This window comes from Tateyamaria sp. ANG-S1 (assembly GCF_000814025.1).
Lineage (GTDB): Bacteria > Pseudomonadota > Alphaproteobacteria > Rhodobacterales > Rhodobacteraceae > Tateyamaria.
The window spans coordinates 100415-124351 of sequence record NZ_JWLL01000003.1 but is presented as its reverse complement, the minus strand read 5'-3'; the positions used below and the strand labels follow the sequence as shown (position 1 = coordinate 124351).

At 61.6% G+C, this 23937-nt stretch carries 24 protein-coding genes; 18 read left to right on the top strand and 6 right to left on the bottom strand.

The features are described 5' to 3' along the window. Positions 1 to 164: 164 nt before the first annotated feature. The gene (gene betA, locus RA29_RS02455; RefSeq protein WP_039682637.1) at positions 165 to 1811 is read left to right on the top strand and encodes a choline dehydrogenase; all 1647 of its coding nucleotides are present in this window, start codon (positions 165 to 167) and stop codon (positions 1809 to 1811) included. Positions 1812 to 1883: 72 nt separating this feature from the next. Next, entirely contained in the window at positions 1884 to 2516 is a 633-nt protein-coding gene (locus RA29_RS02450) for a thermonuclease family protein (RefSeq protein ID WP_342666375.1), read from the top strand. A gap of 30 nt (positions 2517 to 2546) precedes the next feature. On the opposite strand, the gene RA29_RS02445 is transcribed toward RA29_RS02450, so the two are convergent. Next, positions 2547 to 3947: a helix-turn-helix transcriptional regulator gene (locus RA29_RS02445; protein WP_039682633.1), complete on the bottom strand. Its 1401-nt coding sequence runs from the start codon at positions 3945 to 3947 to the stop codon at positions 2547 to 2549. A gap of 66 nt (positions 3948 to 4013) precedes the next feature. Continuing rightward, entirely contained in the window at positions 4014 to 5231 is a 1218-nt protein-coding gene (locus tag RA29_RS02440; protein WP_039683824.1) for a multidrug effflux MFS transporter, read from the bottom strand. Between the two features lie 180 nt (positions 5232 to 5411). Between RA29_RS02440 and RA29_RS02435 the strand changes: the two genes are divergently transcribed. The 9 genes from RA29_RS02435 (at position 5412) to RA29_RS02400 (ending at position 12225) form a co-directional block, all read left to right on the top strand. Further along, positions 5412 to 6944: an acyl-CoA carboxylase subunit beta gene (locus RA29_RS02435; RefSeq protein ID WP_039682631.1), complete on the top strand. Its 1533-nt coding sequence runs from the start codon at positions 5412 to 5414 to the stop codon at positions 6942 to 6944. After that, on the top strand, positions 6944 to 7285 hold the full coding sequence (locus RA29_RS02430; RefSeq protein ID WP_039682629.1) for a hypothetical protein: 342 nt from the start codon (positions 6944 to 6946) through the stop codon (positions 7283 to 7285). The genes RA29_RS02435 and RA29_RS02430 overlap by 1 nt, the downstream gene beginning before the upstream one ends. Continuing rightward, positions 7282 to 7677: a cupin gene (locus RA29_RS02425; RefSeq protein ID WP_152612902.1), complete on the top strand. Its 396-nt coding sequence runs from the start codon at positions 7282 to 7284 to the stop codon at positions 7675 to 7677. The genes RA29_RS02430 and RA29_RS02425 overlap by 4 nt, the downstream gene beginning before the upstream one ends. Positions 7678 to 7838: 161 nt before the next feature. After that, positions 7839 to 8162 (top strand): DUF6497 family protein, encoded by a 324-nt coding sequence (locus RA29_RS02420; protein WP_275041499.1) that lies wholly within the window; start codon positions 7839 to 7841, stop codon positions 8160 to 8162. A 178-nt stretch (positions 8163 to 8340) separates the two neighbouring features. Next, positions 8341 to 8484, top strand: a complete 144-nt coding sequence (locus RA29_RS23115; protein WP_193743447.1) for a hypothetical protein — start codon at positions 8341 to 8343, stop codon at positions 8482 to 8484. 57 nt (positions 8485 to 8541) lie between these two features. Beyond that, positions 8542 to 8898, top strand: a complete 357-nt coding sequence (locus tag RA29_RS02415; protein ID WP_039682625.1) for a hypothetical protein — start codon at positions 8542 to 8544, stop codon at positions 8896 to 8898. A 412-nt stretch (positions 8899 to 9310) separates the two neighbouring features. Beyond that, positions 9311 to 9514, top strand: coding sequence for a hypothetical protein (locus RA29_RS02410; protein WP_039682623.1), 204 nt, complete (start codon positions 9311 to 9313; stop codon positions 9512 to 9514). 105 nt (positions 9515 to 9619) lie between these two features. Then, a complete protein-coding gene (locus RA29_RS02405; RefSeq protein WP_039682621.1) occupies positions 9620 to 11641 on the top strand; it encodes an acetyl/propionyl/methylcrotonyl-CoA carboxylase subunit alpha in 2022 nt (673 codons plus the stop codon). Then, complete coding sequence (locus tag RA29_RS02400) at positions 11638 to 12225, top strand: hypothetical protein (RefSeq protein ID WP_039682619.1); 588 nt, start codon at positions 11638 to 11640, stop codon at positions 12223 to 12225. Before RA29_RS02405 ends, RA29_RS02400 begins: the two co-directional genes overlap by 4 nt. Positions 12226 to 12385: 160 nt before the next feature. Here RA29_RS02400 and RA29_RS02395 read toward each other — a convergent pair whose 3' ends face one another. Next, positions 12386 to 12835 (bottom strand): DUF4174 domain-containing protein, encoded by a 450-nt coding sequence (locus RA29_RS02395; protein ID WP_039682617.1) that lies wholly within the window; start codon positions 12833 to 12835, stop codon positions 12386 to 12388. Between the two features lie 166 nt (positions 12836 to 13001). Between RA29_RS02395 and RA29_RS02390 the strand changes: the two genes are divergently transcribed. From RA29_RS02390 to RA29_RS02360, 7 genes are all read left to right on the top strand, one after another. Beyond that, entirely contained in the window at positions 13002 to 13943 is a 942-nt protein-coding gene (locus RA29_RS02390) for a hypothetical protein (protein WP_039683820.1), read from the top strand. Next, positions 13900 to 16023 (top strand): methylmalonyl-CoA mutase, encoded by a 2124-nt coding sequence (gene scpA / locus RA29_RS02385; RefSeq protein ID WP_039683818.1) that lies wholly within the window; start codon positions 13900 to 13902, stop codon positions 16021 to 16023. The genes RA29_RS02390 and scpA overlap by 44 nt, the downstream gene beginning before the upstream one ends. Positions 16024 to 16182: 159 nt before the next feature. Continuing rightward, entirely contained in the window at positions 16183 to 16791 is a 609-nt protein-coding gene (locus RA29_RS02380; RefSeq protein WP_193743446.1) for a VOC family protein, read from the top strand. Next, positions 16788 to 17291, top strand: a complete 504-nt coding sequence (locus RA29_RS02375) for a GNAT family N-acetyltransferase (protein WP_039682613.1) — start codon at positions 16788 to 16790, stop codon at positions 17289 to 17291. Before RA29_RS02380 ends, RA29_RS02375 begins: the two co-directional genes overlap by 4 nt. A 9-nt stretch (positions 17292 to 17300) precedes the next feature. Continuing rightward, positions 17301 to 17981 carry a molecular chaperone DjiA gene (locus RA29_RS02370; RefSeq protein ID WP_039682612.1) on the top strand — a complete coding sequence of 227 codons (681 nt, stop codon included), beginning with the start codon at positions 17301 to 17303 and terminating at the stop codon, positions 17979 to 17981. Then, positions 17981 to 18982: an endonuclease/exonuclease/phosphatase family protein gene (locus RA29_RS02365; RefSeq protein WP_039682610.1), complete on the top strand. Its 1002-nt coding sequence runs from the start codon at positions 17981 to 17983 to the stop codon at positions 18980 to 18982. Before RA29_RS02370 ends, RA29_RS02365 begins: the two co-directional genes overlap by 1 nt. 16 nt (positions 18983 to 18998) lie before the next feature. Then, positions 18999 to 19364, top strand: a complete 366-nt coding sequence (locus RA29_RS02360; RefSeq protein ID WP_052249490.1) for a hypothetical protein — start codon at positions 18999 to 19001, stop codon at positions 19362 to 19364. On the opposite strand, the gene RA29_RS02355 is transcribed toward RA29_RS02360, so the two are convergent. From RA29_RS02355 to RA29_RS02345, 3 genes are all read right to left on the bottom strand, one after another. Next, positions 19361 to 20911 carry a Ppx/GppA family phosphatase gene (locus tag RA29_RS02355; protein WP_039682606.1) on the bottom strand — a complete coding sequence of 517 codons (1551 nt, stop codon included), beginning with the start codon at positions 20909 to 20911 and terminating at the stop codon, positions 19361 to 19363. The two genes, RA29_RS02360 and RA29_RS02355, sit on opposite strands and share 4 nt — an antisense overlap. A gap of 131 nt (positions 20912 to 21042) precedes the next feature. Further along, entirely contained in the window at positions 21043 to 23211 is a 2169-nt protein-coding gene (locus RA29_RS02350) for an RNA degradosome polyphosphate kinase (protein WP_039682604.1), read from the bottom strand. 52 nt (positions 23212 to 23263) lie between these two features. Further along, entirely contained in the window at positions 23264 to 23935 is a 672-nt protein-coding gene (locus RA29_RS02345) for a DnaA/Hda family protein (protein WP_039682602.1), read from the bottom strand. Between the last annotated feature and the right edge of the window lie 2 nt (positions 23936 to 23937).

Here is a 23937-nt window from a genome sequence, read left to right as displayed (position 1 = left end):
TGCGATGTGAAGGATGTGTGCTGAGAGGTGCTTGAGGGCGCTTTGTCCGCCTCAAGACACCCTTTCAAGGATGAGATGCGATTCCCCGAAGCCTCAAGGACGAGCCGCGCCTGCGCGCGGTGCTGCGCATCCTTGACCCTTCGGAGAATCACGGAAGGTGAGAGATGGAAGCGGATTACGTGATTGTGGGGGCCGGGTCGGCGGGGTGCGCCGTGGCCTATCGTTTGGCCGAGGCGGGCAAGTCGGTGCTGGTGATCGAGCATGGTGGCACCGATGCGGGGCCGTTCATTCAGATGCCTGCGGCCTTGTCGTACCCGATGAACATGAAACGCTATGATTGGGGTTTCATGTCCGAGCCGGAGCCGCATTTGGGTGGGCGTCGGCTGGTCTGTCCGCGCGGCAAGGTCGTGGGGGGGTCATCGTCGATCAACGGGATGGTCTATGTCCGAGGGCACGCGCTGGACTATGACCATTGGGCCGAGAGTGGCGCCGATGGCTGGGCCTATGCCGACGTGCTGCCGTACTTCAAGCGGATGGAGGCATGGGATGGCAATGGCCATGGCGGCGATCCGGCTTGGCGTGGCAAGGATGGGCCGTTGCATGTCACGCGCGGGCCGCGCCGGAACCCACTGTTCCAGGCCTTTGTCGATGCGGGGCAGCAGGCGGGCTATGAGGTCACGGACGACTATAACGGGCAGAAGCAGGAAGGCTTTGGCCCCATGGAGCAGACCGTGCATAACGGGCGGCGCTGGTCAGCGGCGAATGCTTATCTGAGGCCTGCGCTGAAGCGACCCAATTGCGACCTGGTGCGCGGGCTGGTGGAGCGGATCGAGATGGCGGACGGGCGCGCGACTGGCGTGGTTCTGGCCGGTGGGCAGGTGGTGAAGGCGCGGGTGGAGGTGATCCTTGCAGCCTCGTCCATCAACTCGCCGAAGATCCTTATGTTGTCGGGGATCGGGCCAGGGGCGCATCTGGCGGAGCATGGGGTTGATGTGGTGGCTGACCGCCCCGGTGTGGGGGCGAACCTGCAGGACCATCTGGAGATGTATATCCAGTATGCCTCCAGCCAGCCGATCACGTTGTATAAGCATTGGAACCTGGCCTCGAAGGCGATGATCGGGGCGCAGTGGCTGTTCACGGGCACTGGCTTGGGCGCGTCAAACCAATTTGAAAGTGCGGCTTTCATTCGTAGTCGGGTTGGGGTTCCCTATCCTGATATTCAGTATCACTTCCTGCCGATGGCGGTGCGCTATGACGGGCAGGCGGCGGCCGAAGGGCACGGGTTTCAGGCGCATGTGGGGCCGATGCGGTCGCCGTCGCGGGGGGCGGTGACCTTGCGGTCGGCGGATCCTGTGGACGATCCTGTGATCCGGTTCAACTACATGAGCACCGATCAGGATTGGAAGGACTTCCGGGCCTGCATTCGCCTGACGCGCGAGATCTTTGCGCAAGAGGCGTTCGCGCCCTTCGTCAAGCATGAGATCCAGCCGGGTGCGGCCCATCAGAGCGATGAAGAGCTGGATGAGGTGATCCGCGAGCATGCCGAGAGTGCGTACCACCCGTGCGGCACCTGCCGGATGGGGCGGGCCGATGATCCGATGTCCGTTGTCGACCCGGAGGGGCGTGTGATCGGGGTGGATGCCTTGCGCGTCGTGGACAGTTCCGTCTTTCCGCGCATCACCAATGGCAACCTCAACGGGCCGTCCATCATGACGGGCGAGAAGATGGCCGACCACATCCTGGGCCGCAGCCTGCCGCGCAGCAATGACGTGCCGTGGGTGCATCCTGAGTGGGAGACCGCGCAGCGTTAAGAATAGTCACCGCCACCGTTTGAACTCGGTCAGGTCCGTTGTCATATTAACGGAATGTTAAGACTTTGTTCGGTGCTTGTTCTGTCCCTGTTGCCCTCTTTCGGGTTCGCAGATTTCATCGGTGTTGTGCGTGTGATTGATGCGGACACGGTGGATGTGGGCGACGTTCGCGTACGGTTGCACGCCATTGATGCGCCTGAACTGGATCAGACCTGTGAGACGGCGGCAGGCCAACCATTTGCCTGCGGGATGTGGGCGACCGCGCAGGTGGAGGCGCGGTTCGGCGGGCAAACGGCCCGGTGCGAGGCACTGGATACGGACCGGCACGGTCGGACTGTCGCCAAGTGCCGCGTTGGTGAGGCGGACATGGGGGCTGAGATCGTGAGCGCCGGATGGGCCTTTGCCTATCGGCGTTACGGGATGGACTATGATCTGGATGAAAAGGTGGCCTATGTCGCGGGGCGCGGATTGCATGGCTACCGGGTGCAGTCGCCTGCGGCGTTTCGTGAGGCGCGGGGGCAGGGGCGCCTGCCGCCTGATCCGGCCTGTCGGATCAAGGGCAATATCTCCGGTAACGGGCAGATCTTTCACGTGCCGGGGCAGGAATTCTATGACCGGACCGGCATCAACGAGGCGCGGGGCGAGCGGTGGTTTTGTTCAGAGGCCGAGGCGCTGCGGGCCGGATGGCGTCCCGCGCGGCGCTGAGGCGCAAGCGTAAGGCGGATCCTGGTCCGCCTAGTTCACCGCATAGGGCAGCACATCCCGTGTGTCGGGATCGACCGACAGCTTGCGTTCCAGCGGCGGGACGGAGCGCTGATGGCACATCTTGCGCTCGCAGATCCGGCAGGAGATGCCTATGGGCTCAAACGCCTCCGCCCGCGTGATGTCGAGGCCGTCGGCATAGACGAGCTGGCCTGCATGGGTCACCTCGCACCCCAGAGCAATCGCATAGCGCCGGACGGGCGCGCCGAAGCGGCCGCCGGATTTGGTCACATCGCGGGCAAGGCTGACATAGCGCACGCCGTCGGGCGTTTCGGCAAGCTGGCGCAGGAACTGGCCCGGTTGTTCGAACGCACGGTGCACATTCCAGAGCGGGCAGGCCCCGCCGAAGCGGGCGAATTGCAGGCGTGTGGCGGAGTGGCGTTTGGTGATCGTGCCTGCCTGATCGACCCGGACGAAGAAGAACGGGATGCCCTTGGCCCCCGGTCGTTGGAGCGTGGAGAGCCGGTGGCAGACCTGTTCGATGGACGCGCCGAAGCGGGTGGCGAGTTGTTCGAGGTCGTGGCGGGTGTCCTGCGCTGCTTGCAGGAACTGGCCGTAGGGCATGAGCGCGGCCCCAGCGAAATAGTTGGCGAGGCCGATCTTGGCGATCGCGCGCGCCTCTTCCGTCTGAAAGCGGGCGAAGTCGAGGGTCGCTTCGAGCAGTTTGTTCTGTCGCAGCAGGGCCACCTGTAGCAGCAGTTGGAAGGTCTGGCTTTCCTGGCTGGCGCGATGGGACAAGACGAGGGTTTGGGTCTCGGGGTCGTAGCGGCGCAGCGTGTCGGTGTCTTCGAAACTGACCTCGACACCACCATTGGCGAGGGAGGACACAGCGGCGACACGGATGTTGCGGTGGTGTCCTTCGGCATTTGCAAAGTGTTCGGCGGCGCGGTCCACGGCGTCAATGTAGTTGTCGCAGTAGTGGAAGAAATCGCGCACTTCCTCCCAAGGGCTGGGGCGTGCGCGGGCGTCCTCGCGCCCCAACGCTTCGTCCAGAGAGGCGAGCCGTTCGTGGGTCTGTCGGTAGGCGCGGTGCAGTTCGAGAAAGGCGTGTGCGAGGGCCGGGGCGTTCGAGGCGGCGAGCCGCAGGTCTGCCATCGGGGGCATGTCGCTGGAAAAGACCGGGTCGGACAGGGCCTCGCGCATGTCGGAGACGATCCGTTCGCCGTCGCCGGAGCTGAGTTCGGTCACGTCCAGCCCGAATTCCTGCGCCAGTGACAACACCACCGTCGTGCTGACCGGACGGTTATTATTTTCCATTTGGTTTAGATAGGGCAGGGAAACACCGAGCTTGGCGGCGAAGTCTTTCTGGGTCAGGCCGACGCGGGTGCGCACCTCGCGCAGCTTGGCTCCGGCATAGAGTTTTGGGGTGGCCATGGCGGTGTTGTCTTTGCAGGTTTGCAGTGCGGCGACACTAGGTTTGCAAAGCTGTGAGCGCAAGCGTTACGCGACTGCGAGCCTGCGTTCGCGCCGGTAGACCGCGCCGATGGCCAGCAACGCGCAGATGCCTGTGATGCACATGATATAGAGAAGCGGGTAGGCCCCGGTTTCTGGGGTCAGCAGGAAACCTGCGAGCGCCGAAAGGGCTGCTCCACCGCCGATCATGATCGCGCCGCCGAGGCCGGAGGCTGTGCCCGCCAGATGCGGGCGCACCGACAGCATCCCTGCGGTGGCGTTGGGTATCACGAGGCCGTTGCCGAGGCCCACAAAGGTCATCATGCCGAAGAAGGACAGGGGCGTGCCCATGCCGACAACGAAGATGGCGAGGGAGATGAAGGTGCCGAAAGCATTCGCGATGGAGCCCCAGAGCACCAGCCGGTTGACCCCGAAGCGGGTTGCGAACCGCCCGCTCAGGCCGTTGCCGATGAAGTAGCCGACGGCTGGGGCGCCAAAAAAGAAGCCGAGGACGGCGGGCGTCATGCCGAACACTTCGGTGCCCACGAAGGGCGCGCCGCCGAGATAGGCGAAGAATGAGCCGGAACAGAAGGCTGCCGCCAGCGAGTAGCCCCAAAAGCGGGGTGAGCGGAGCAATTCGGGGTATTCCTTGAACTGGCCGATCAGGGACTTGGACGATGGCTGGGCTGTTTCGCCGACATCCTTGTGGACAAGCCACAGGAGCAGGGCGCCGGTGATGAAGAAGAACCAGAAGACGGACTTCCATCCGAGCCCTTCGTCCAGCAAGCCGCCGAAGAAGGGCGAGATCATTGGGACGACCGCCATGCCCATTGTCACGTAGCCGATCATGGAGGCCGAGTGATCCTGATCGTAGAGGTCGCGAATGATGGCGCGGCTCAGCACCATGGCGACGGCGATCACCGCCTGACACATGCGGAAGAACAGAAAGACTTCGGCGTTGGGTGCGTAGATGCAGCCGAGTGTGGCCAGCATGAAAAGGCCAATCCCCCACATCAGCACCTTGCGCCGCCCGAGATTGTCGGAGATCGGGCCGATGATGGTTTGCATGATGGCCGAGACGGCCAGGTACAGTGCCACCGACAGCTGCATCAGCCGGTATTCGGTATCGAAATACTCGGTCATGTTCGGCAAGCTGGGCAGGAACATGTTCATCACCATGGCCGACACTCCGGCCAGGAGGATCAGTGTGATGATATGTGGCGGGGTCGTGCGGTCCAGAAAGCGGACCTTGGGCGGCGCTTGCATGGCGCAGAGGTATGCTTGGTCTACTACACTGTCCAGTGCAGTGGCGCACCAATAGGTGTGCTTTGCGGGTTTGCAATTTGCATCATGAATGCTGAATAGGGTTTGCAAATATTCGGATTGACCCTTCATCTTGGCCTATTTGCACTTGTATAAGCCAGTCAAACCACCAGCGGGGACAGCATGAAAGATATTCTGACCGAATTGGAATCGCGGCGCGCGGATGCGCGTCTGGGCGGCGGGCAAAAGCGGATCGACGCGCAGCACGGGCGCGGCAAGCTGACCGCACGCGAGCGTATTGACCTGCTTCTGGACGAAGGGTCGTTCGAAGAGTTCGACATGTTCGTCACACACCGCTGCACCGACTTCGGGATGGAGAAACAGAAACCCGCCGGCGACGGTGTCGTGACCGGCTGGGGCACGATCAACGGGCGGCAGGTCTATGTGTTCTCTCAGGACTTCACCGTGCTGGGCGGGTCCGTGTCGGCCACGCATGCCGCCAAGATCTGCAAGATCATGGACAAGGCGGTCGAGAACGGTGCGCCGGTGATCGGCATCAACGATTCCGGTGGTGCGCGTATTCAGGAGGGCGTCGACAGCCTTGCCGGTTATGGCGAGGTATTCCAGCGCAACATCATGGCGTCGGGCGTGGTGCCGCAGATATCTGTCATCATGGGGCCGTGTGCCGGTGGTGCGGTGTATTCGCCCGCCATGACCGACTTCATCTTCATGGTCAAAGACAGCTCGTACATGTTCGTGACGGGCCCGGATGTTGTGAAGACCGTGACCAACGAACAGGTGACGGCTGAGGAGTTGGGCGGCGCGTCCACCCACACCAAGAAGTCGTCGGTGGCCGATGCGGCCTTTGACAACGATGTCGAGGCGCTGGCCGAGGTGCGCCGCCTTGTGGACTTCCTGCCCCTCAACAACCGCGAAAAGCCACCCGTTCGCCCGTTCTTTGACGAGCCCGACCGGATCGAGACCAGCCTTGATACGCTGGTGCCCGACAACCCGAACGTGCCCTATGACATGAAAGAGTTGATCGTGAAGCTCGCCGATGAGGGCGATTTTTACGAGCTGCAGGAAGAGTTCGCCAAGAACATCATCACCGGGTTCATCCGGCTGGAAGGGCGCACCGTGGGTGTCGTCGCGAACCAACCCATGGTGCTGGCGGGTGTTCTGGACATCGATAGCGCGCGCAAGGCGGCACGCTTTGTCCGTTTCTGCGACTGCTTCGACATTCCGATCCTGACCGTCGTTGATGTGCCCGGCTTCCTGCCTGGCACCACGCAGGAATATGGCGGCGTGATCAAACATGGCGCGAAGCTGCTGTACGCCTATGGCGAGGCAACGGTGCCCAAGGTCACCGTGATTACCCGCAAAGCCTATGGCGGCGCTTACGTTGTGATGGCATCCAAGCATCTGGCGGCTGATTTCAACTATGCCTGGCCCACGTCCGAGATTGCGGTGATGGGTGCCAAGGGTGCGACCGAGATCATCCACCGCGCCGATCTGGGTGATGCCGAAAAGACGGCGCAGCACACGAAGGACTACGAGGACCGCTTTGCCAACCCGTTTGTGGCGGCCGAGCGCGGGTTCATCGACGAGGTGATCCAACCCCGTTCGACCCGCAAACGGGTCAGCCGTGCCTTTGCGTCACTGCGCAACAAGAAGACTCCTATGCCGTGGAAAAAGCACGATAACATCCCGCTGTGATGTCGCATCGCCACTGGCATATCCTGCGCGACAACACAGGGTTCACCCTGTGTCGGCATCTGCCGCCGCGGTTTGATTTTGCGGTCTGCACTGTTTTGCCCTGCGGGAAGGCTATTCGACTGGCCCATCAGATCCGTCAGGATCTGTGGCGCGCATTGCAGAATTTGCGTGGCTTTTCCCCGGTCGTGCGACTGGAGCGTGCCGCGGAGGGCTGGCTGGTTACTGCGGGTGGGCGCGCGGCGGGGCCGGTGCCTGCGGCCGTTGTTGCACGCGCAGATGCGGTTTTGAACGACGCCTCCAACCGGGTGCGTTGGGTGCGCCATGCGGGATGGCGGCCATGAAATTGTGGACAAAACAGGTCTTTGCCATCTCGCGCGCGGATATTGGTGTAGTCCAAGGCAGAGGCCTGTGTCCCTTTTTCGAACATCCTCAGCTTGGCAATTCCAAGACGATGAATAGTACCTATGGCACCGATGTGATCCGCGCTGTTCCCGGCATCGGAGGCCTCGGTGCGAGGCATTCGCGTGATCTGAATTGCCAGATGGCCGATGTCACCAAAAGCTCGGTAACCTTTGAATATGAAGGGCAGGGCGAACACGTTTTGAGTGCAGGGTGCCCCGTTCTACAACCTACTAGGATTGTGCACAGAGAAATTCGTCACTCTGACGTCCCGGAATTGATCGAAATCACCTCGCCTGCGACCTTTACAATGCAAGAAGAAGATGCACGATGAAGGGTAACAGGCAACATACTGTGCCGAATGGAATAGTGCGACGGGTTATCACCGCACGCACCGCAACCCCGGAGGGAGGAGCCCGGACCCGGAAACGGAGATGGGTCCGGGGTTGCGTTTCGGCTCTGTTGTTCTGCGCGTCTCCGGTCTTTGCGTTGGATGTGCCTTCGGGCCAGCCGGTGACATTGTCCGAAGTTCTTGTGGACGAGGTCGGTGCGGAACTGTGGATGCGGTTTCGGTTTCTGGCACCTGACATCGCGCGGGATGCAGCCGCTGTGACATACGCCGATGCCGAGGGTGACTTTCAGGCGCTGTGCGACGATTTTGCGTTGTCCTACATCGCAAGCTTTGGGTTCAGCGCTGACGTTGTTGTCATTTCGCTGATGGATCGCCCGGTGGCTTTTGGCGCTGCCGATCCCGAGGCCACGCAGTTTTTCGAAGCCTTCAGACCAAGCCCGGACGGCTGTGTGTGGGAGGAATTGTGATGCTTCGGCAAAAAACCGCATATGCGTCTTTGAGGCCACAACACGCGCAAGCCTGTCGGCCCCCGTATCTTTCAGCCCGAAAATCACGTATACGCAGGCCAAGGGGTCCCCAAGACCCCCCTACCTCGCATCGGGCGTGCAATTTCGTGCGTCTGGAAGTTGAATACAGGAGAGACAGATGTCGAAGAGCATCAAAGTGTTGGGCATGGTTAGCCTCATGGTTCTGGTCGCAGCATGCGCCCGCAACAACAACGAAGAGTTTGTCGTTGTTGAGCCTGAGCCCATCAGCACAGAGCCGGTCCACACGGGCAAGTTCAAGTAATTCTACAGGGCGGGCGGTTCAGCCCGCCCTGACACCCCTCGCCGCGGGGGGCAGCGCATGCTGAAACATCGCGGATTCCCCGGTCGGCTGACCGGCACAGACTTCCAGTTCACAATCCGGCGCCCGAACCCCAAAGGGGTGACACCGCTTCAGCGGCGTGAACGCTTTGCCGATCGCAAGCCCGCAGACCGGCGCGCGGACGCGGCATTTATGGCAGCGTTGTGGACCCATTTCGGCACAGACCCTTTTGAACGTGGCAATTTGGATGCCGGGCGCTTGTCCTGGCTGTTCGGGCGCGAGGTGATTCCAGCGACCGATCCCTTTGATCCCGCTGATTATGAAGCACTTTTGCAGATCGATGAGGCCGTGGCGCGTGCATCCTTTCCCGACTCATTTCAAGAGGGGTTAGCGTGATGTCTTTGGCACGCATAGGCGGTTTCTCGCCGCTCGATTCCCGTATTTGGCGAAACCTGGCTCATTCTCGCCGTGACACACACTTGCCCTTTGTGCGTCCTGACAAAGCGTGCGACCGTGTTCATGCAGCGTCGCTTCCCCAGGTTATCTGCGGCGCTGTGTACCATTTCCGTACCCCTTCCCCTGGTGGGCAGCAGGTGTCGCAAGATATTATGCTGCCCACCTTTTTTTTCGTTTCATTCGGCCTGGTGTTGGCCAATATCCGCCGGCTGGCGTTCGGTCGGCAGCAATTGGATGCATGCAAACATGCGTTTCGGCGGTCCGATGCGTATCTGCGGGCAGTTGGGTTGGAACGATTGATCGACCTTGGCGTTTGTCACACGACAAATGCGTCAAACAAAGGAAGATCAACATGCGTATCAAATTCGCAATTCTTGCCACAGCGGCCGCGCTCGGTCTGGCCGCGTGTGGTGACACAGTGGGTGAGCAGGCTGTGTTCGGGGGCGCTGCTGGCGGCGTCGGAAGTGCCGTTCTTGGCGGCAACGCCGTCGCGGGTGCCGCTGTCGGTGCCGGAGCGAACGTGCTTTATTGCGAAGCAAACCCAAGCAAATGCTAATATCCTGACGCGCGTAGCGCGAGTTTTTCAGTCACACGCGGAACGCCGTCTTGCCCCCGGGCAAGGCGGTGTTTTGCGTTTCAAGACCCAGAGAAGTGAGGCCCTATGTTCAACAAGATCCTGATCGCCAACCGGGGTGAGATCGCCTGCCGCGTCATCAAGACGGCGCGCAAGATGGGCATTCCCACGGTTGCCATTTACTCGGACGCAGATGCCAAGGCGTTGCATGTTCAGATGGCGGACGAGGCGATCCATATCGGGCCGCCGCCCGCAAACCAGTCCTACATTGTCATCGACAAGGTGATGGACGCCATCAAGCAGTCGGGCGCGCAGGCTGTGCACCCCGGTTACGGCTTCCTGTCGGAAAATGCCAAGTTTGCCGAGGCGCTGGAAGAGGCGGGCGTCGCCTTTGTTGGGCCGCCCAAGGGTGCCATCGAGTCGATGGGTGACAAGATCACCTCGAAGAAGATCGCGCAGGACGCGGGCGTCAGCACGGTGCCAGGCTACATGGGCCTGATCGAAGATGCCGACGAGGCCGTCAAAATTTCGACCGAGATTGGGTACCCAGTGATGTTGAAAGCCTCCGCTGGCGGCGGCGGTAAAGGGATGCGGATCGCCTGGAACGATGAAGAAGCGCGCGAGGGCTTCCAGTCGTCCAAGAACGAGGCCGCCAACAGTTTTGGTGATGACCGGATTTTCATTGAAAAGTTCGTCACCCAACCGCGCCACATCGAAATCCAGGTGCTGTGCGACAGCCACGGCAACGGCATCTATCTGGGCGAGCGCGAATGCTCGATCCAGCGCCGCAACCAGAAAGTGGTCGAGGAAGCGCCGTCGCCCTTCCTGGATGAAGCGACCCGCAAAGCCATGGGGGAGCAGGCCGTCGCCCTGAGCAAGGCTGTGGGCTATGCCAGCGCGGGCACCGTCGAATTCATCGTGGACGGGGACAAGAACTTCTATTTCCTCGAAATGAACACCCGTCTGCAGGTGGAGCACCCCGTGACCGAACTGATCACCGGTGTCGATCTGGTGGAACAGATGATCCGTGTCGCTGCGGGCGAAAAACTGTCGATCACCCAGGACGACGTGAAGCTGAACGGCTGGGCCATCGAAAACCGGCTTTATGCCGAGGACCCGTATCGCGGCTTCCTGCCGTCGATTGGCCGTCTGACCCGCTATCGTCCACCGGCCGAGACCGAAAGCTACAGCCCCGGCGTGACGCCCGAAAACATCGTGATCCGCAATGATACCGGCGTTTACGAAGGCGGCGAGATCAGCATGTATTACGACCCGATGATCGCCAAGCTCTGCACATGGGGGCCGGACCGCGCCACGGCGATTGAGGCGATGCGCGTGGCGCTCGACAGTTTTGAGGTCGAGGGAATTGGCCACAACCTGCCGTTCCTGAGTGCCGTGATGGACCATCCGAAATTCATTTCCGGCGATATGACCACGGCGTTCATTGCCGAGGAATATCCCGAAGGTTTCGAAGGTGTGGACCTGAAAGAAGATGATCTGCGCCGCGTGGCCGCTGCTTGTGCCGCCATGCACCGCGTGGCCGAAATCCGCCGCGCCCGCGTGTCGGGCCGGATGGACAACCACGAGCGCAAGGTCGGTACCGATTGGAATGTCGCGCTGCAGGGCCAGTCCTACGACGTGGTGATTGACGCGGACCCGGATGGCGCCACGGTCACGTTCGACGGTGGTTCCGCCCTGCGCGTGTCGGGCAACTGGACGCCGGGCGACCAGTTGGCAGAAATGACTGTCGATGGTGCGCCGCTCGTGCTGAAAGTTGGCAAGGTGTCGGGCGGGTTCCGCATCCGCACCCGTGGCGCTGACCTCAAGGTCCATGTGCGGTCTCCCCGTCAGGCAGAACTGGCGCGCCTGATGCCCGAAAAGCTGCCGCCTGATACCTCCAAGATGCTGCTATGCCCAATGCCCGGTCTGGTCGTGAAGATCGATGTGGCCGAAGGCGACGAGGTGCAGGAGGGGCAGGCGCTGTGCACCATCGAGGCGATGAAGATGGAAAACATCCTGCGCGCCGAGCGGAAGGGCATCGTGTCCAAGATCAACGCAGGTGCAGGCGACAGCCTGGCGGTCGATGACGTGATCATGGAATTCGAGTGAGTGCGACCCGTCATATCCTTGACGGGTTCGCCGCCGTTGATCCCCGCATCTGGCAGGCTGTCATTGCGGGGCTCTTTGTGGCTGTGGGGTGGATCGTCAACGGCGCGCAAAACCGCCGTGACGCCGCCCGGCTGCGGCTTGAACAGTGCGAGGATGTGCAGCGCGCGCTGGCGGCCGAGATCAAACACTATCTCGAGGTGCTGGAAGGGGAGGACCTGAATGCGGCGTGGGAGGCGATGCAGCCGCGCATCGCTGATGGCTATGTGCCGTTCCTGCCGACCGAATATAACGACATGGTCTTTCAGTCGGTGCTGGACAACATCCACATCCTGCCGAAATCTGTGATCGACCCGGTTGTGAAGTATTACTCTCAGCTCAACGCAATCGAAGTGCAGATCGCCGATTCACGCCTGAAGCCGTTTATCGACGGCACTGATGAAGCGAGCCGTAAACGGCGCGAGATTGCGTATTTTCAGTATCTGCAGATGAAGCAGCGCGCACGGACTTATGCCGTTGAGGCGCTGAAGCAACTGGGGGCGGACCCGGCTGTCAGTAGCCCGGGCTCGGCCCGTTCCGACCAGTGATGGGAGTGGTACGTTTGGGTGTATCCGACATATCCCTCTCCTTTCCAGCTGCGGCGCAGCCGCCATTTGGCTGCATCTGCAATATAGGATGTGCGTCTGTTTTGCACAAGCGCGAGGGCACAGCTAGCCCGCAATCGTTAACGTGCGGTGACGCGGGCGTTCAACTGCCGCTTCCGCGCCGTTCACGAATTTCGCGTTGCCGGATCGGCATCTTGTCGATGGAGCGTGTGATTTCGCGCACGTCCCATGGAAACGGTTTGCGCAATTTGACCGTGCCGTCCTTGCCCACAAGCACCAGCATGAAGCCGCGCGGGCGGAACTTCAGGCGCAAATCGCTGTCCACGGACGGGTCGGTGTCAGTCAGGACGATGACATCCCGGTCGGCCAATTCACCGGCGCGGTCTTCCAGAAAATCCATCTGTTGCCCGAAGTTCGGATCGTTCGGGCTGTCGGCAAACACGATGATGGGCCGCTTTTCCCAGACAAATTCGCTTAAATCCGGGATATTGCCGGTGACGAAGATGGAAGGCTCAGGCGCGTCATCACTTGCCGCAGCGACAACGGAACCGCCGAAAAGTCCAACCAGAACAATAGGTAATAGTTGTTTCATCTGCCCTCCTGCTCGCTTCTATGTAGCGGCTTTTTTTGCGATTGCGACGCCTGCTCGCGTCAATTTTAGCTTTAATCGCTCAGCAAGGCTTGCTGTGCGATCGCTGACCCATCTGCGTCTGCCCGATAAGGGGCGTTTGACGCGCATGGCAAAGGATCGCGGCGGCATGAAAGTTACTCTGCATATCGGGGCGCATCGGACGGCAACGACGTCCTTTCAGGCCTATATTCGGCAAAACGCGGACTTTATGCGCGCCCGGCGTCTGGGTTTCTGGGGACCGTTGCGAACGCGCAAGGGATTGTTTTCGGGTGTTCTGCCGTCGCCGACGTCGACGCCGCAAATGGCGCGCAGGGCCCGAGGGCGCGTCCTGTTGCATCTGAACAAGGCTGAGCAGAACGGCACGAAATCGCTGATCATCTCGGATGAAAACATGATTGGCACGATGCGCCGGAACATGCGCCGCCTCTCGCTCTATCACGACGTCGGAGAGCGGATGGCGCGTTATGCTGCTGGCTTTGATGGACGCATAGACACGGTCGTGTTGTCGATCCGGTCGTTGAACCACTACTGGACTTCGGCTGCCGCGTATTGCGTGGCGCGCGGCCATGCGATGCTTGAGCCCGATCAATATGTGCGCATCGCGTTTGGCGCGCGGACATGGCGGGATGTCGTGACGGATGTTGCCTGTGCCGTGCCGTCTGCGCGTCTTGTCGTTGTGCCGTTCGAGCGCACCGCCGGGCGACCGGATGCGATGTTCCGGGCAATGACCGGCCTGCACGGCCCCCGTGCAGGGGCGGAAACCTGGCTGAACCGGTCCCCGGATGTGACCCAGTTGCGCGACATCCTTGCGGACCGTGGCGAGGACCCGGGCATGATCCCCGGGACCTCCGGAAGCTGGGCGCCTTTTGATCCCGCCGCGAGCGCCGCCATGCGCGAGGCGTATCTGGACGACATTCACTGGCTGACCGCCGGTGCCGATGGACTTGCAACACTGACAGAGGATTTGGGCCAGAGAGGAGCGGGGCAAACCCTGCCGCATGGTCCGCTGACAAGAGGACATGGATATGACCAACAAGAAAGACGATTGGCAGACCCTCGCGGAGGGTGAGCTGCGGGGCCGCCCGGTCGAGGATCTGACCTGGAACACGTTGGAAGGGATCGACGTCGCGCCGATCTACACCGCTGACGATCTGGAAGGCGTCGACCACCTCGGCACAATTGCCGGTGAGGCGCCTTTCACCCGCGGTGTGAAGGCCACGATGTATGCGGGCCGTCCCTGGACGATCCGGCAATATGCGGGCTTTTCGACCGCCGAGGAATCCAACGCTTTCTACCGCCGCGCGCTTGCGTCGGGGCAGCAGGGTGTGTCGGTCGCCTTCGACCTTGCCACCCACCGCGGCTATGACAGCGATCACGAGCGGGTTGTAGGCGATGTGGGCAAGGCTGGCGTGGCCATCGACAGCGTCGAGGACATGAAAATCCTGTTCGACGGCATCCCGCTCGACAAGGTGTCGGTGTCGATGACCATGAACGGGGCTGTGATCCCCATCCTCGCCAACTTCATCGTTGCCGGGGAAGAGCAGGGCGTGGACCGCGCATTGCTGTCTGGCACCATTCAGAACGACATTCTGAAGGAGTTCATGGTCCGCAATACCTACATATATCCGCCCGAACCTTCGATGCGGATCATCGCGGACATCATCGAATACACCTCGAATGAGATGCCGAAGTTCAACAGCATCTCGATCAGCGGCTACCACATGCAGGAAGCGGGCGCGAACCTTGTGCAAGAGTTGGCGTTCACGCTTGCTGACGGGCGCGAATACGTCCGTGCCGCCATCGCGCGCGGCATGGACGTGGACAAGTTTGCCGGGCGGCTGTCCTTCTTCTTTGCCATCGGCATGAACTTCTTCATGGAAGCGGCCAAGCTGCGGGCGGCGCGCCTGCTCTGGCACCGCATCATGTCGGAATTTGAACCGAAGAACCCCAAATCCATGATGCTGCGCACCCATTGCCAGACCAGCGGTGTCAGCCTTCAGGAACAGGACCCCTACAACAACATCGTCCGCACCGCCTTCGAAGCGATGAGCGCCGTGCTCGGCGGCACGCAATCGCTGCACACCAACAGCTTCGATGAAGCCATCGCGCTGCCCACGCAATTCTCAAGCCGTATCGCGCGCAACACGCAGCTCATTTTGCAGAACGAGACGGGCGTGACCAACGTGGTCGATCCGCTCGCGGGCTCCTACTACGTCGAAAAGCTGACCCACGATCTGGCCGAGGAAGCCTGGAAGCTGATCGAAGAGGTTGAGGAGATGGGCGGCATGACAAAGGCCGTCGGCTCCGGCATGCCCAAACTGCGGATCGAGGAGGCCGCGGCACGCCGTCAGGCCATGATCGACAAGGGCGACGAGGTGATCGTCGGTGTCAACAAGTTCCGGCTCGAGAAAGAGGACGAGATCGACATCCTCGACATCGACAACGCGGCTGTGCGCGACGCACAGGTCGCGCGGCTGAAGAGCATCCGCGAGGATCGCGATGAAGCCGCGTGCCAAGCCGCGCTTGATGCGCTCAGCGCGGTGGCCGCGTCAGAAGGTAACCTGTTGGAGGCCGCGGTGAACGCGGCGCGGGCACGTGCAACGGTGGGAGAGATCAGCATGGCCATGGAAAAAGAGTTCGGTCGCCACCGGGCAGAAGTGAAAACGCTCGCCGGTGTATATGGCGCGGCATATGAGGGCGATGAAGGCTTCGCCGCGATCCAGAAATCGGTCGAGGATTTCGCCGAGGCCGAAGGCCGTCGCCCGCGCATGCTTGTGGTCAAGATGGGCCAGGACGGGCACGACCGGGGGGCCAAGGTGATCGCGACCGCTTTTGCCGACATTGGCTTTGACGTCGATGTAGGCCCGCTGTTTCAGACCCCAGCAGAGGCAGCGCAGGACGCCATCGATAACGATGTGCACGTGATCGGCATCTCATCGCAGGCTGCTGGTCACAAGACGCTGGCGCCCCAACTGGTTCAAGCGCTGAAGGAAGCGGACGCCGAGGATATCATCGTAATCTGCGGCGGCGTCATTCCGCAGCAGGACTACCAGTTCCTATATGATGCGGGGGTCAAGGCGATCTTCGGGCCGGGCACAAACATCCCGGACGCAGCGCAGGAAATCCTGACGATTCTACGCGCCGCCTAAAGCTTAAGGGCCGTACACGTTGCGCGGCCCTCTCCACCGGGACTAGGGAACTGTGAGCTGCAGTTTTGTGGTCTTGGCCCTTCAACTTGCGGTCATGCGCTGCAATACTACGCACCGGCGTGGTAGCACGCTGTTGAACCGCAAGTTGTTGGAACATTGATGCTATTTGATCATCTCGTTGTGGGGGGGCGCACACTCGCCTCTGCCCGCGCTTGCGTTGAGAATGCGCTGGGTGTGCAAATGCAGTCCGGTGGCGAACATGCCGTTTTTCAGACGCATAACGCGCTTCTGGGACTGGAAGATGGGCTCTATCTTGAAGCCATTGCTCCGAACCCTGCCGTGCCCGCGCCCAAACGGCCACGCTGGTACGACCTGGACCGTTTCACAGGCGTTGCACGGCTGTCAAACTGGGCCTGCTCCGTGACGGACATGGACAGTGAATTGGCAGAAATGCCGAATGGTTCCGGCGCACCGGTGGCCGTCCGCCGCGGTGATTTGGCCTGGCGGATGGCGGTATCGGATGACGGTACAACGCCGTTCGAAAACCTCTGGCCCGCGTTGATTGAGTGGCCAATCGGCGTACATCCGGCCGGGCGCCTTGAACCAACTGGTATCCGCCTGCAGCGGTTCACCCTGTCGCACCCGGACGGAGATACGCTGGCCGCAGTTCTTGCGCCGCACCTGTCAGATGATCGCGTCGCCTTTGAGGTCGGAGAGGTCGGTATGCATGCGGAGTTCGACACACCGCACGGGCCGCGTAGCCTATGATCCGGAACGCGACACCGCGCGACGCCCCGTGGATCGCCGACATCTGGAACGACGTGATTGCGCACACGCAAATTACATTCACAACGACGCCTAAGCGGTTGCTCTTTATCGAAGAAATGATCTCTGCATGGCCCGTTTTAGTTCTACCAAACGAGGGTGGATTTGCAACCTACGGCCCGTTCCGCAGTGGGCCGGGCTATGCTGCAACGGTCGAACACACCATTTTGTTGGCTGAAAGCGCGCGCGGACATGGCCATGGCAAAACGCTTTTGACGGCTTTGGAGGCGCGCGCGCAGGCAGACGGTCATCATGTCATGGTCGCTGCGATCAGCGGCACGAATGATGCGGCGATTGCCTTTCATGCAGCCATGGGCTTTGCCAAGGTCGCGCATATGCCCGAGGTTGGCCGCAAGGACGGCATGTGGCTTGATCTGGTGCTGATGCAAAAGCGGCTGGGTGCGACGGCAAGCGCTGACGCCACGCCAGAAGATACGGTATAGGTTACCGCCATGTCACTTTGGGCCCGAATATCCGACGCGCTTGCTGCGCTGACCGCAGGCGAAAGCCTGACAGACGTTTTTGACAAGTTGCGCGCCCCGCCGGAACGCAGCGTGGCCTTCGCCATCGCGGTCATCGCACTGGGGGCCAAGATGGCCAAGGCCGACGGGCAGGTGACCCGGGATGAGGTGACGGCCTTTCGCGAAGTCTTTCACATCGCCGCCAAGGACGAGGCGGGTGCGGCCAAGGTATTTAACCTCGCACGTCAGGATGTGGCCGGTTTCGAGGACTACGCCACGCGCATCCATGCCATGTTTGCGAGTCAACCCGAGACACTGACCGATCTCATCGAAGGGCTGTTTCACATCGCCATGGCGGACGGTTTCTATCACCCGAACGAGGATGCGTTTCTTGAGGAAGTGGCGCATATCTTTGACATCTCAGACTTGGATTTCCGCGCGCTGCGGGCACGTTTTGTCCCGGATGCGACGCCCGATCCGTACTCGGTTCTGGGGGTTGATCCAGCCTTGGACCTGAATGACATCCGCATGGCGTGGCGCAAGCTGGTGCGCGAGAACCATCCGGACGCGATGATGGCGCGCGGGGTTCCGGAAGAGGCGGTGCGCCTGGCGGAGAAGCGGATGATCGACATCAACCGCGCCTGGGAAGAAGTGCTGAGCACCCGAAGCTGATGCGCCTGGCCACCTACAACGTCGAATGGATGAACAGCCTGTTTGATGACGACGGGGCACTGCTCAACGATGACAACTGGTCGTCCCGTCAGGACGTCACGCGCGCCGCGCAGATAGAGGCGCTGCGCGTGGTCTTTCGGGCCATGGATGCCGACGCCATTATGGTGATCGAGGCACCTGATAACAGTCGCAGCCGCGATACGATACGCGCGCTGGAAACCTTTGCCCGTTTTGCCGACTTGCGCGCACGACAGGCGATCATCGGGTTCTCGAATGACACGCAGCAGGAAATCGCTCTGCTCTTCGACCCGGATGTGCTGACCGTGACTCACGCGCCGCAAAGCCATCCTGAGGCTCCGGGATTTGATGGCAGCTTCCGCATCGATCTGGATATCGACGCCACGGAAGATGCGGTGGTGTTTTCCAAACCACCCCTGGAACTGCTGGTCGAAACGGCTGGTGGCACGCTGCTCAGGATGATCGGGGCACATCTCAAGTCCAAGGCCCCGCACGGTGCCCGCGACCGGGACGAGGTCATGCGCATATCTATCGCGAACCGGCGCAAGCAGTTGGCGCAGGCCATTTGGCTCAGGACGCGGATCGACGCTGTGCTGGCCGAGGCGACGCCGCTTGTCCTGCTGGGCGATCTCAATGACGGTCCGGGGCTTGATGAATACGAACATCTCTTTGGCCGATCGTCGGTCGAGATCATCATGGGTGCGGGGGAGACGGCCCTTTTCGATCCGCACGCGCGACAGGCGTTGCAGCGGCGTCTGGGTGCAACCCCGACCACGGCGCGCTTCTGGATCGGGCCGGAACAGCGGTTTTTGCAGGCGCTCTTGGACTACATCATGATCTCGCCTGATCTGGCGGCGCGGTCCCCGACCTGGCGCATCTGGCACCCGCTTGATGATCCGCAGTGCTGGTCCGACCCTGCGCTGCGCGACGCTTTGGTCACCGCATCGGATCATTTTCCGGTGAGCTTGGATATCGTGCTATGATCCCCATATGGTTGGCATGAAACCGATTGTTGCCGCAGCTTGCATCGCGATCCTTGCCGGGTCCGCCACCGCGCAAGAGGCCGAGGATGAACGCGGGCTGTCCCTGATGGAACGCGGGGCGCAAATGCTCATGGAAGGGCTGATGCGCGAGATGGAGCCCGCGATGGACAATTTGCAGGGCATGGCCGAGGAATTTGGACCCGCCATGCGCGATTTCGCGTCACAGATGGGACCGGCCTTGCGCAACCTTCTGGATGAGGTCGAGGACTGGAGCGTGTATCACCCGCCCGAGAAACTGGAAAACGGCGACATCATCATCCGCCGCAAGACACCGCAAGAGCTTGAACAGACACCCGATGCAGGCAACGAGATCGACATCTAGCGCCGCCGTTTTTTCACCGTAACTTGCGCGCCCAGTGAGCTGGCGAGGGAGTTCAGGCGCGCTTCGGCCACCTCACCAAAGAGCGGCATGGCGTCAGGCGACAGGTGCAATTCCAACTCGCGTTTCTTGGGAAACCAGCGGAACTCGCCACGTTCTGCATCCTTCTCCATCCACAACATGGCCCCGAAGCGCATCGCCTTTCCCAGGATTTCGGCGTCGCGCTTGGTCTTGTCGTCGATCAGGTCGTAAAGTCCCTCGAAATGCGTGCCCTCGCGCTTGTTCGTATAACGGTGCAGCAACGCCAGCCCGAGGAAGATACGTTCAGAGTGTTTCAACCCGCCCAGATTGGCGCGGGTCGCATTGTCAAAACAGACCTCGGCCCGGTAATCGGGATGCGCGCGCCAACTGACGTCATGCAGCAGGCACGCGGCCTTGATCAGTCGTTTGCGCTGCTCCGGCGCGGATTTGAAGATCGGCTCGATGAATTGATAGAGCAGCTTGCCAAACCCGGGCATGCGCGCGTCCTTGGCCTCGGCAAAGCGGCAGGCTTCGATCAGCGGATCGCGATCACGCAGGCGTTGCGGCATCTGTTCATAAAGCATGCCCTCGCGGATGCCGTAGCTTGAGACGGCGATGTCCTTCGGCTTGAAGGTCTTGACTAGGCGCCACAGGACTTCGGCGGCCAGCGGGACCAGCGCCATGCGCGCAGAGGAGATGCCACAGGCGCCGCGCAGCGCTTCGTGATCTTCATGCTCACGGATGAATTTTGCAGTGCGTTGGACAGCCTGCGGCGTCATCCGGTATTCGTGCAGCACGTGCAGGGGGTAGCCGCGGCGGTGCATGTCGACGCGCGCAATGGCGCGCCAGGACCCGCCAACGAGGAACAGACGGTCGCGTTGTGCGCCCATTTCCGACTGCAACCGCTCCATAACCGCCTTGATATGCGCGCGCCGCCCTTTCTTGCCGCCCTTGACGGTTTGCAGCTTTAGCGGCCCAAGGTCCGAGGTCACGCGCCGCCCGACCTCGCCGTCGGAAATTTCGGCCAATTCCATGGACGACCCGCCGATGTCGCAAACCAGACCGTAGGATCCCGGCCAGCCCAGCAGCACGCCCTGCGCTGACAGCCGTGCCTCTTCCCGGCCGTCGATGACCCGGACGTTGAGCCCCGTTTTGCGCAACACGTCCGAACGGAACGCCAACCCGTCGCTTGCGTCCCGGACCGCAGCGGTCGCAACCACCGACAGATCCGACAGGCCCATGCCTTCGGCCAGCCGCTGAAAGCGGGTCAGCGCGTCAAGCGCGCGTACACGCCCTTCGGGATTGAGGTGCCCAGTGTCCGAAAGACCTGCGCCAAGGGCGCACATGATCTTTTCGTTGTAGAAATAGGCGGGCGAGCGTGCAGCCCCGTCAAAGACCACCAACCGGACCGAGTTCGATCCGACATCCACCACCCCCACACGCGACAGGGCGCGGGCCGACGGATCGTCGAACAAGGGCTTGCCGAAAAGGCTGCCGTCGCCGGTCTGTGGCGAAACCGATACGTTCATAAGGCCCCCGAAATACGCACGTTTACCCTTTGATGAACCAGCCGGAGGTGTGGGTCAATGACGGCGTCGGTCGGGTGGCTCTGTTTCGGCGAGCGCCGAAAGGCGCCCACCCGCCGACCCATCTGTCGCGCCTAGTCTTCTGTATGGGTCAGTTTTGGTACATCCGCGGCACCCGCCGACCCGCGACCCGAAAGGGACGGGTTTTCCATGAAGAAGCGGTGGCAGTTGAAGGCAAACGTACCTTCGGCCAGATCAGGCCGGGAAAACGATCCTTCGGGCGCCATCACCCAGCTTTGCGCGACGTCAGCGAGGTTTGCGGCCATCACCTGGCTTACGATCTGTGCCTTGACCGTGTTGTTTTCGATCTCGACCAGCGTTTCTACGCGCCGGTTCAGATTGCGCCCCATCCAGTCGGCAGAAGATATGAACACCCGTGCCTTTTTCGAGGGCAGTCCGTGGCCGTTGCCGAAACAGACGATGCGGCTGTGTTCCAGAAAGCGGCCCACGATGGACTTGACCCGGATGTTGTCCGATAGCCCCTTGATGCCGGGCCTTAGCCCGCAGATGCCGCGGATGATCAGACTGATTTTCACCCCCGCCTGGCTGGCGGCATAGAGTGCGTCGATTACCTCGCTGTCGATCAGCGAGTTCATCTTGGCCCATATTTCCGCAGGCTTGCCCGCGCGCGCGTAGTCTGCTTCCGCCGCGATCATCTCAAGCAGGCGGGGTTTCAGCGTGGTCGGCGAAATGGCGAGGTTGTCGAGCCCCTCGGGCGGGGCATAGCCCGACAGGTAGTTAAAGACCTTGGTCGCATCCCGCCCCAGCTTGGCATCGCATGTGAACAGCGAAAGGTCGGTGTAGATGCGCGCCGTAATGGGGTGATAGTTGCCGGTGCCGTAGTGGGTGTAGGTGACCAGTTCCTTGCCCTCACGCCGCACCACGGTGCTGATCTTGGCGTGGGTTTTTAAATCCATGAAGCCATAGACGACATGCGCACCGGCTCGTTCCAGCCGTCGCGACTGGCGGATGTTGGCGGCTTCGTCAAAGCGGGCCTTGAGTTCGACAAGGGCGGTGACGGACTTGCCATCCTCGGCCGCTTCGCACAGCGCCTCGACGATGGGCGAGTTCTTGGACGTGCGGTAGAGCGTCTGCTTGATGGCCACCACGTTTGGATCGCGCGCGGCTTGCTGCAAAAAGCGCACGACCATGTCGAATGTCTCGTAGGGGTGGTGCAGCAGCATGTCCTTCTGCCGGATGGCCGCCAGCATGTCGCCGTCAAAATCAGTAACCCGCTCGGGTACACGCGGCGTGAAGGAGGGCCAGAGCAGGTCGGGGCGGGCGTCAAAAACCAACTCACCCAGATCCGCCATGCCCAACATGCCGTCCATCTCGATCACTTCGGCATCGCTGACGCCCAGTTCTTCCATGATCACGGCCTTGAGCGCCTTGGGCGCGCCCGCGGAATGGGTCAGGCGCACAACCTCCCCCCGGCGGCGGCGCTTCAGGGCGACCTCGAACTCGCGCACGAGGTCTTCGGCCTCTTCCTCAACCTCGAGATCGCTGTCGCGCAAGACCCGAAACCCGAAATGGGACTTCAGCTTGTAGCCCGGAAACAGGCTGGGGATGTGAAGGACCAGCAGTTCCTCCAGCGGCAGAAAGCGGTGGCCGGGGCCGGGCAGGGCGATGAAACGATCGATCTGCGCAGGGATCGGCAGCAGGGCCTGAAGGGACCGTTTGTCCTTGGACCGTTCCAGCTGCAATGCCAGCGCGAAGCCGGTGTTCGGGATGAAGGGAAAGGGATGGGCAGGATCAATCGCCAGCGGGGACAGGACGGCAAAGACGCGGTTCAGAAAGACATCGGCCAGATGCGCCTTGTCTTCTTCGGTCAGGTCGGTGGCGGTCAGGACGGAAATCCCCTCGGCCTCCATCTCGGCCTTCAACGTTGACAGGACCTCGGTCTGGCGCTGGATCAGTTGGCGTGCGTTCTCGTCGATCAGGACCAGTTGTTCGGCTGGCGTCAGCCCGTCTGCGGCCGGGGTCGTGTTGCCAGCGATGGCCAGTTCGCGCAGACCCGCCACGCGGACCGTGTAAAACTCGTCAAGGTTGCCCGCGCTGATCGACAGGAACCGCAGCCGTTCCAGCAGCGGCACACGCGGGTTCTCGGCCTCTTCCAGCACCCGCCAGTTGAACCCGAGCCAACTCAGTTCGCGGTTGAAAAAACGACCTGGACCGCTGGTGTCCAGATCGGGAAGGGGCGTGGGCTCGGGAAAATCCGAGCCGAGAAAGTCAGCATTGGTCATGCGCGGCTTATCTGAGCGGAGTGTAAAGGTTGAGTGACACTTATCCGCCGGATCACCGGGGATTGTCCAGACATGCCGCTGCAAGCGCCCTTGTAATGGGCTTTTTCTGGGCAAGACTGCGCGCGTCTATGGCAGCCACGGCCGAGCGGGCGGCAGCAAAGCTGCGTTCCATATGGGTGACGAGGTAGGGGATGACATCCGGGCGCGGGGTCAGCTGCCGGTCGGCAAAGAGTTTCGCAAGAACCGCAGCCAGCAGGCTGTCATCGGGCGCATCCAGCGCCGCATGGCCTGCCGCATCTACCCGGCTTTGCAAATCCGGCAGGCTCAGACGCCACAGGTTTGGTGCCTGTTCACCCGTGATCAAAAGCGGGTGGCCCGCCGCCTGCAGGGCGTTGTGGATGTGAAACAGGGCGGTCTGGCACGCCATGTTTTGCGCAATGCGGTCCACGTCCTCGACGGCCAAAGGCCCGTTGAACAAGGTGTCCGGCGCCGTCGTCTCAAGGTCGTGGGCCGCAATGATCCGTGCGCCACTTTCGGCGGCCCAGACATGGGCCAGATGTGTCTTGCCGGACCCTGCGGGACCTGTCAGCGCCAACTTGCCCGAGGGCCAGGCCCGCCAGGCATCCACCATCGACAGGGCAACGGCATTGGACGGCGCGACAAGGAAATCATCCCGCCCCAGTGCCACGCGCACCGGAAGGTCAAAGCCAAGCTGCTGGGCCATGA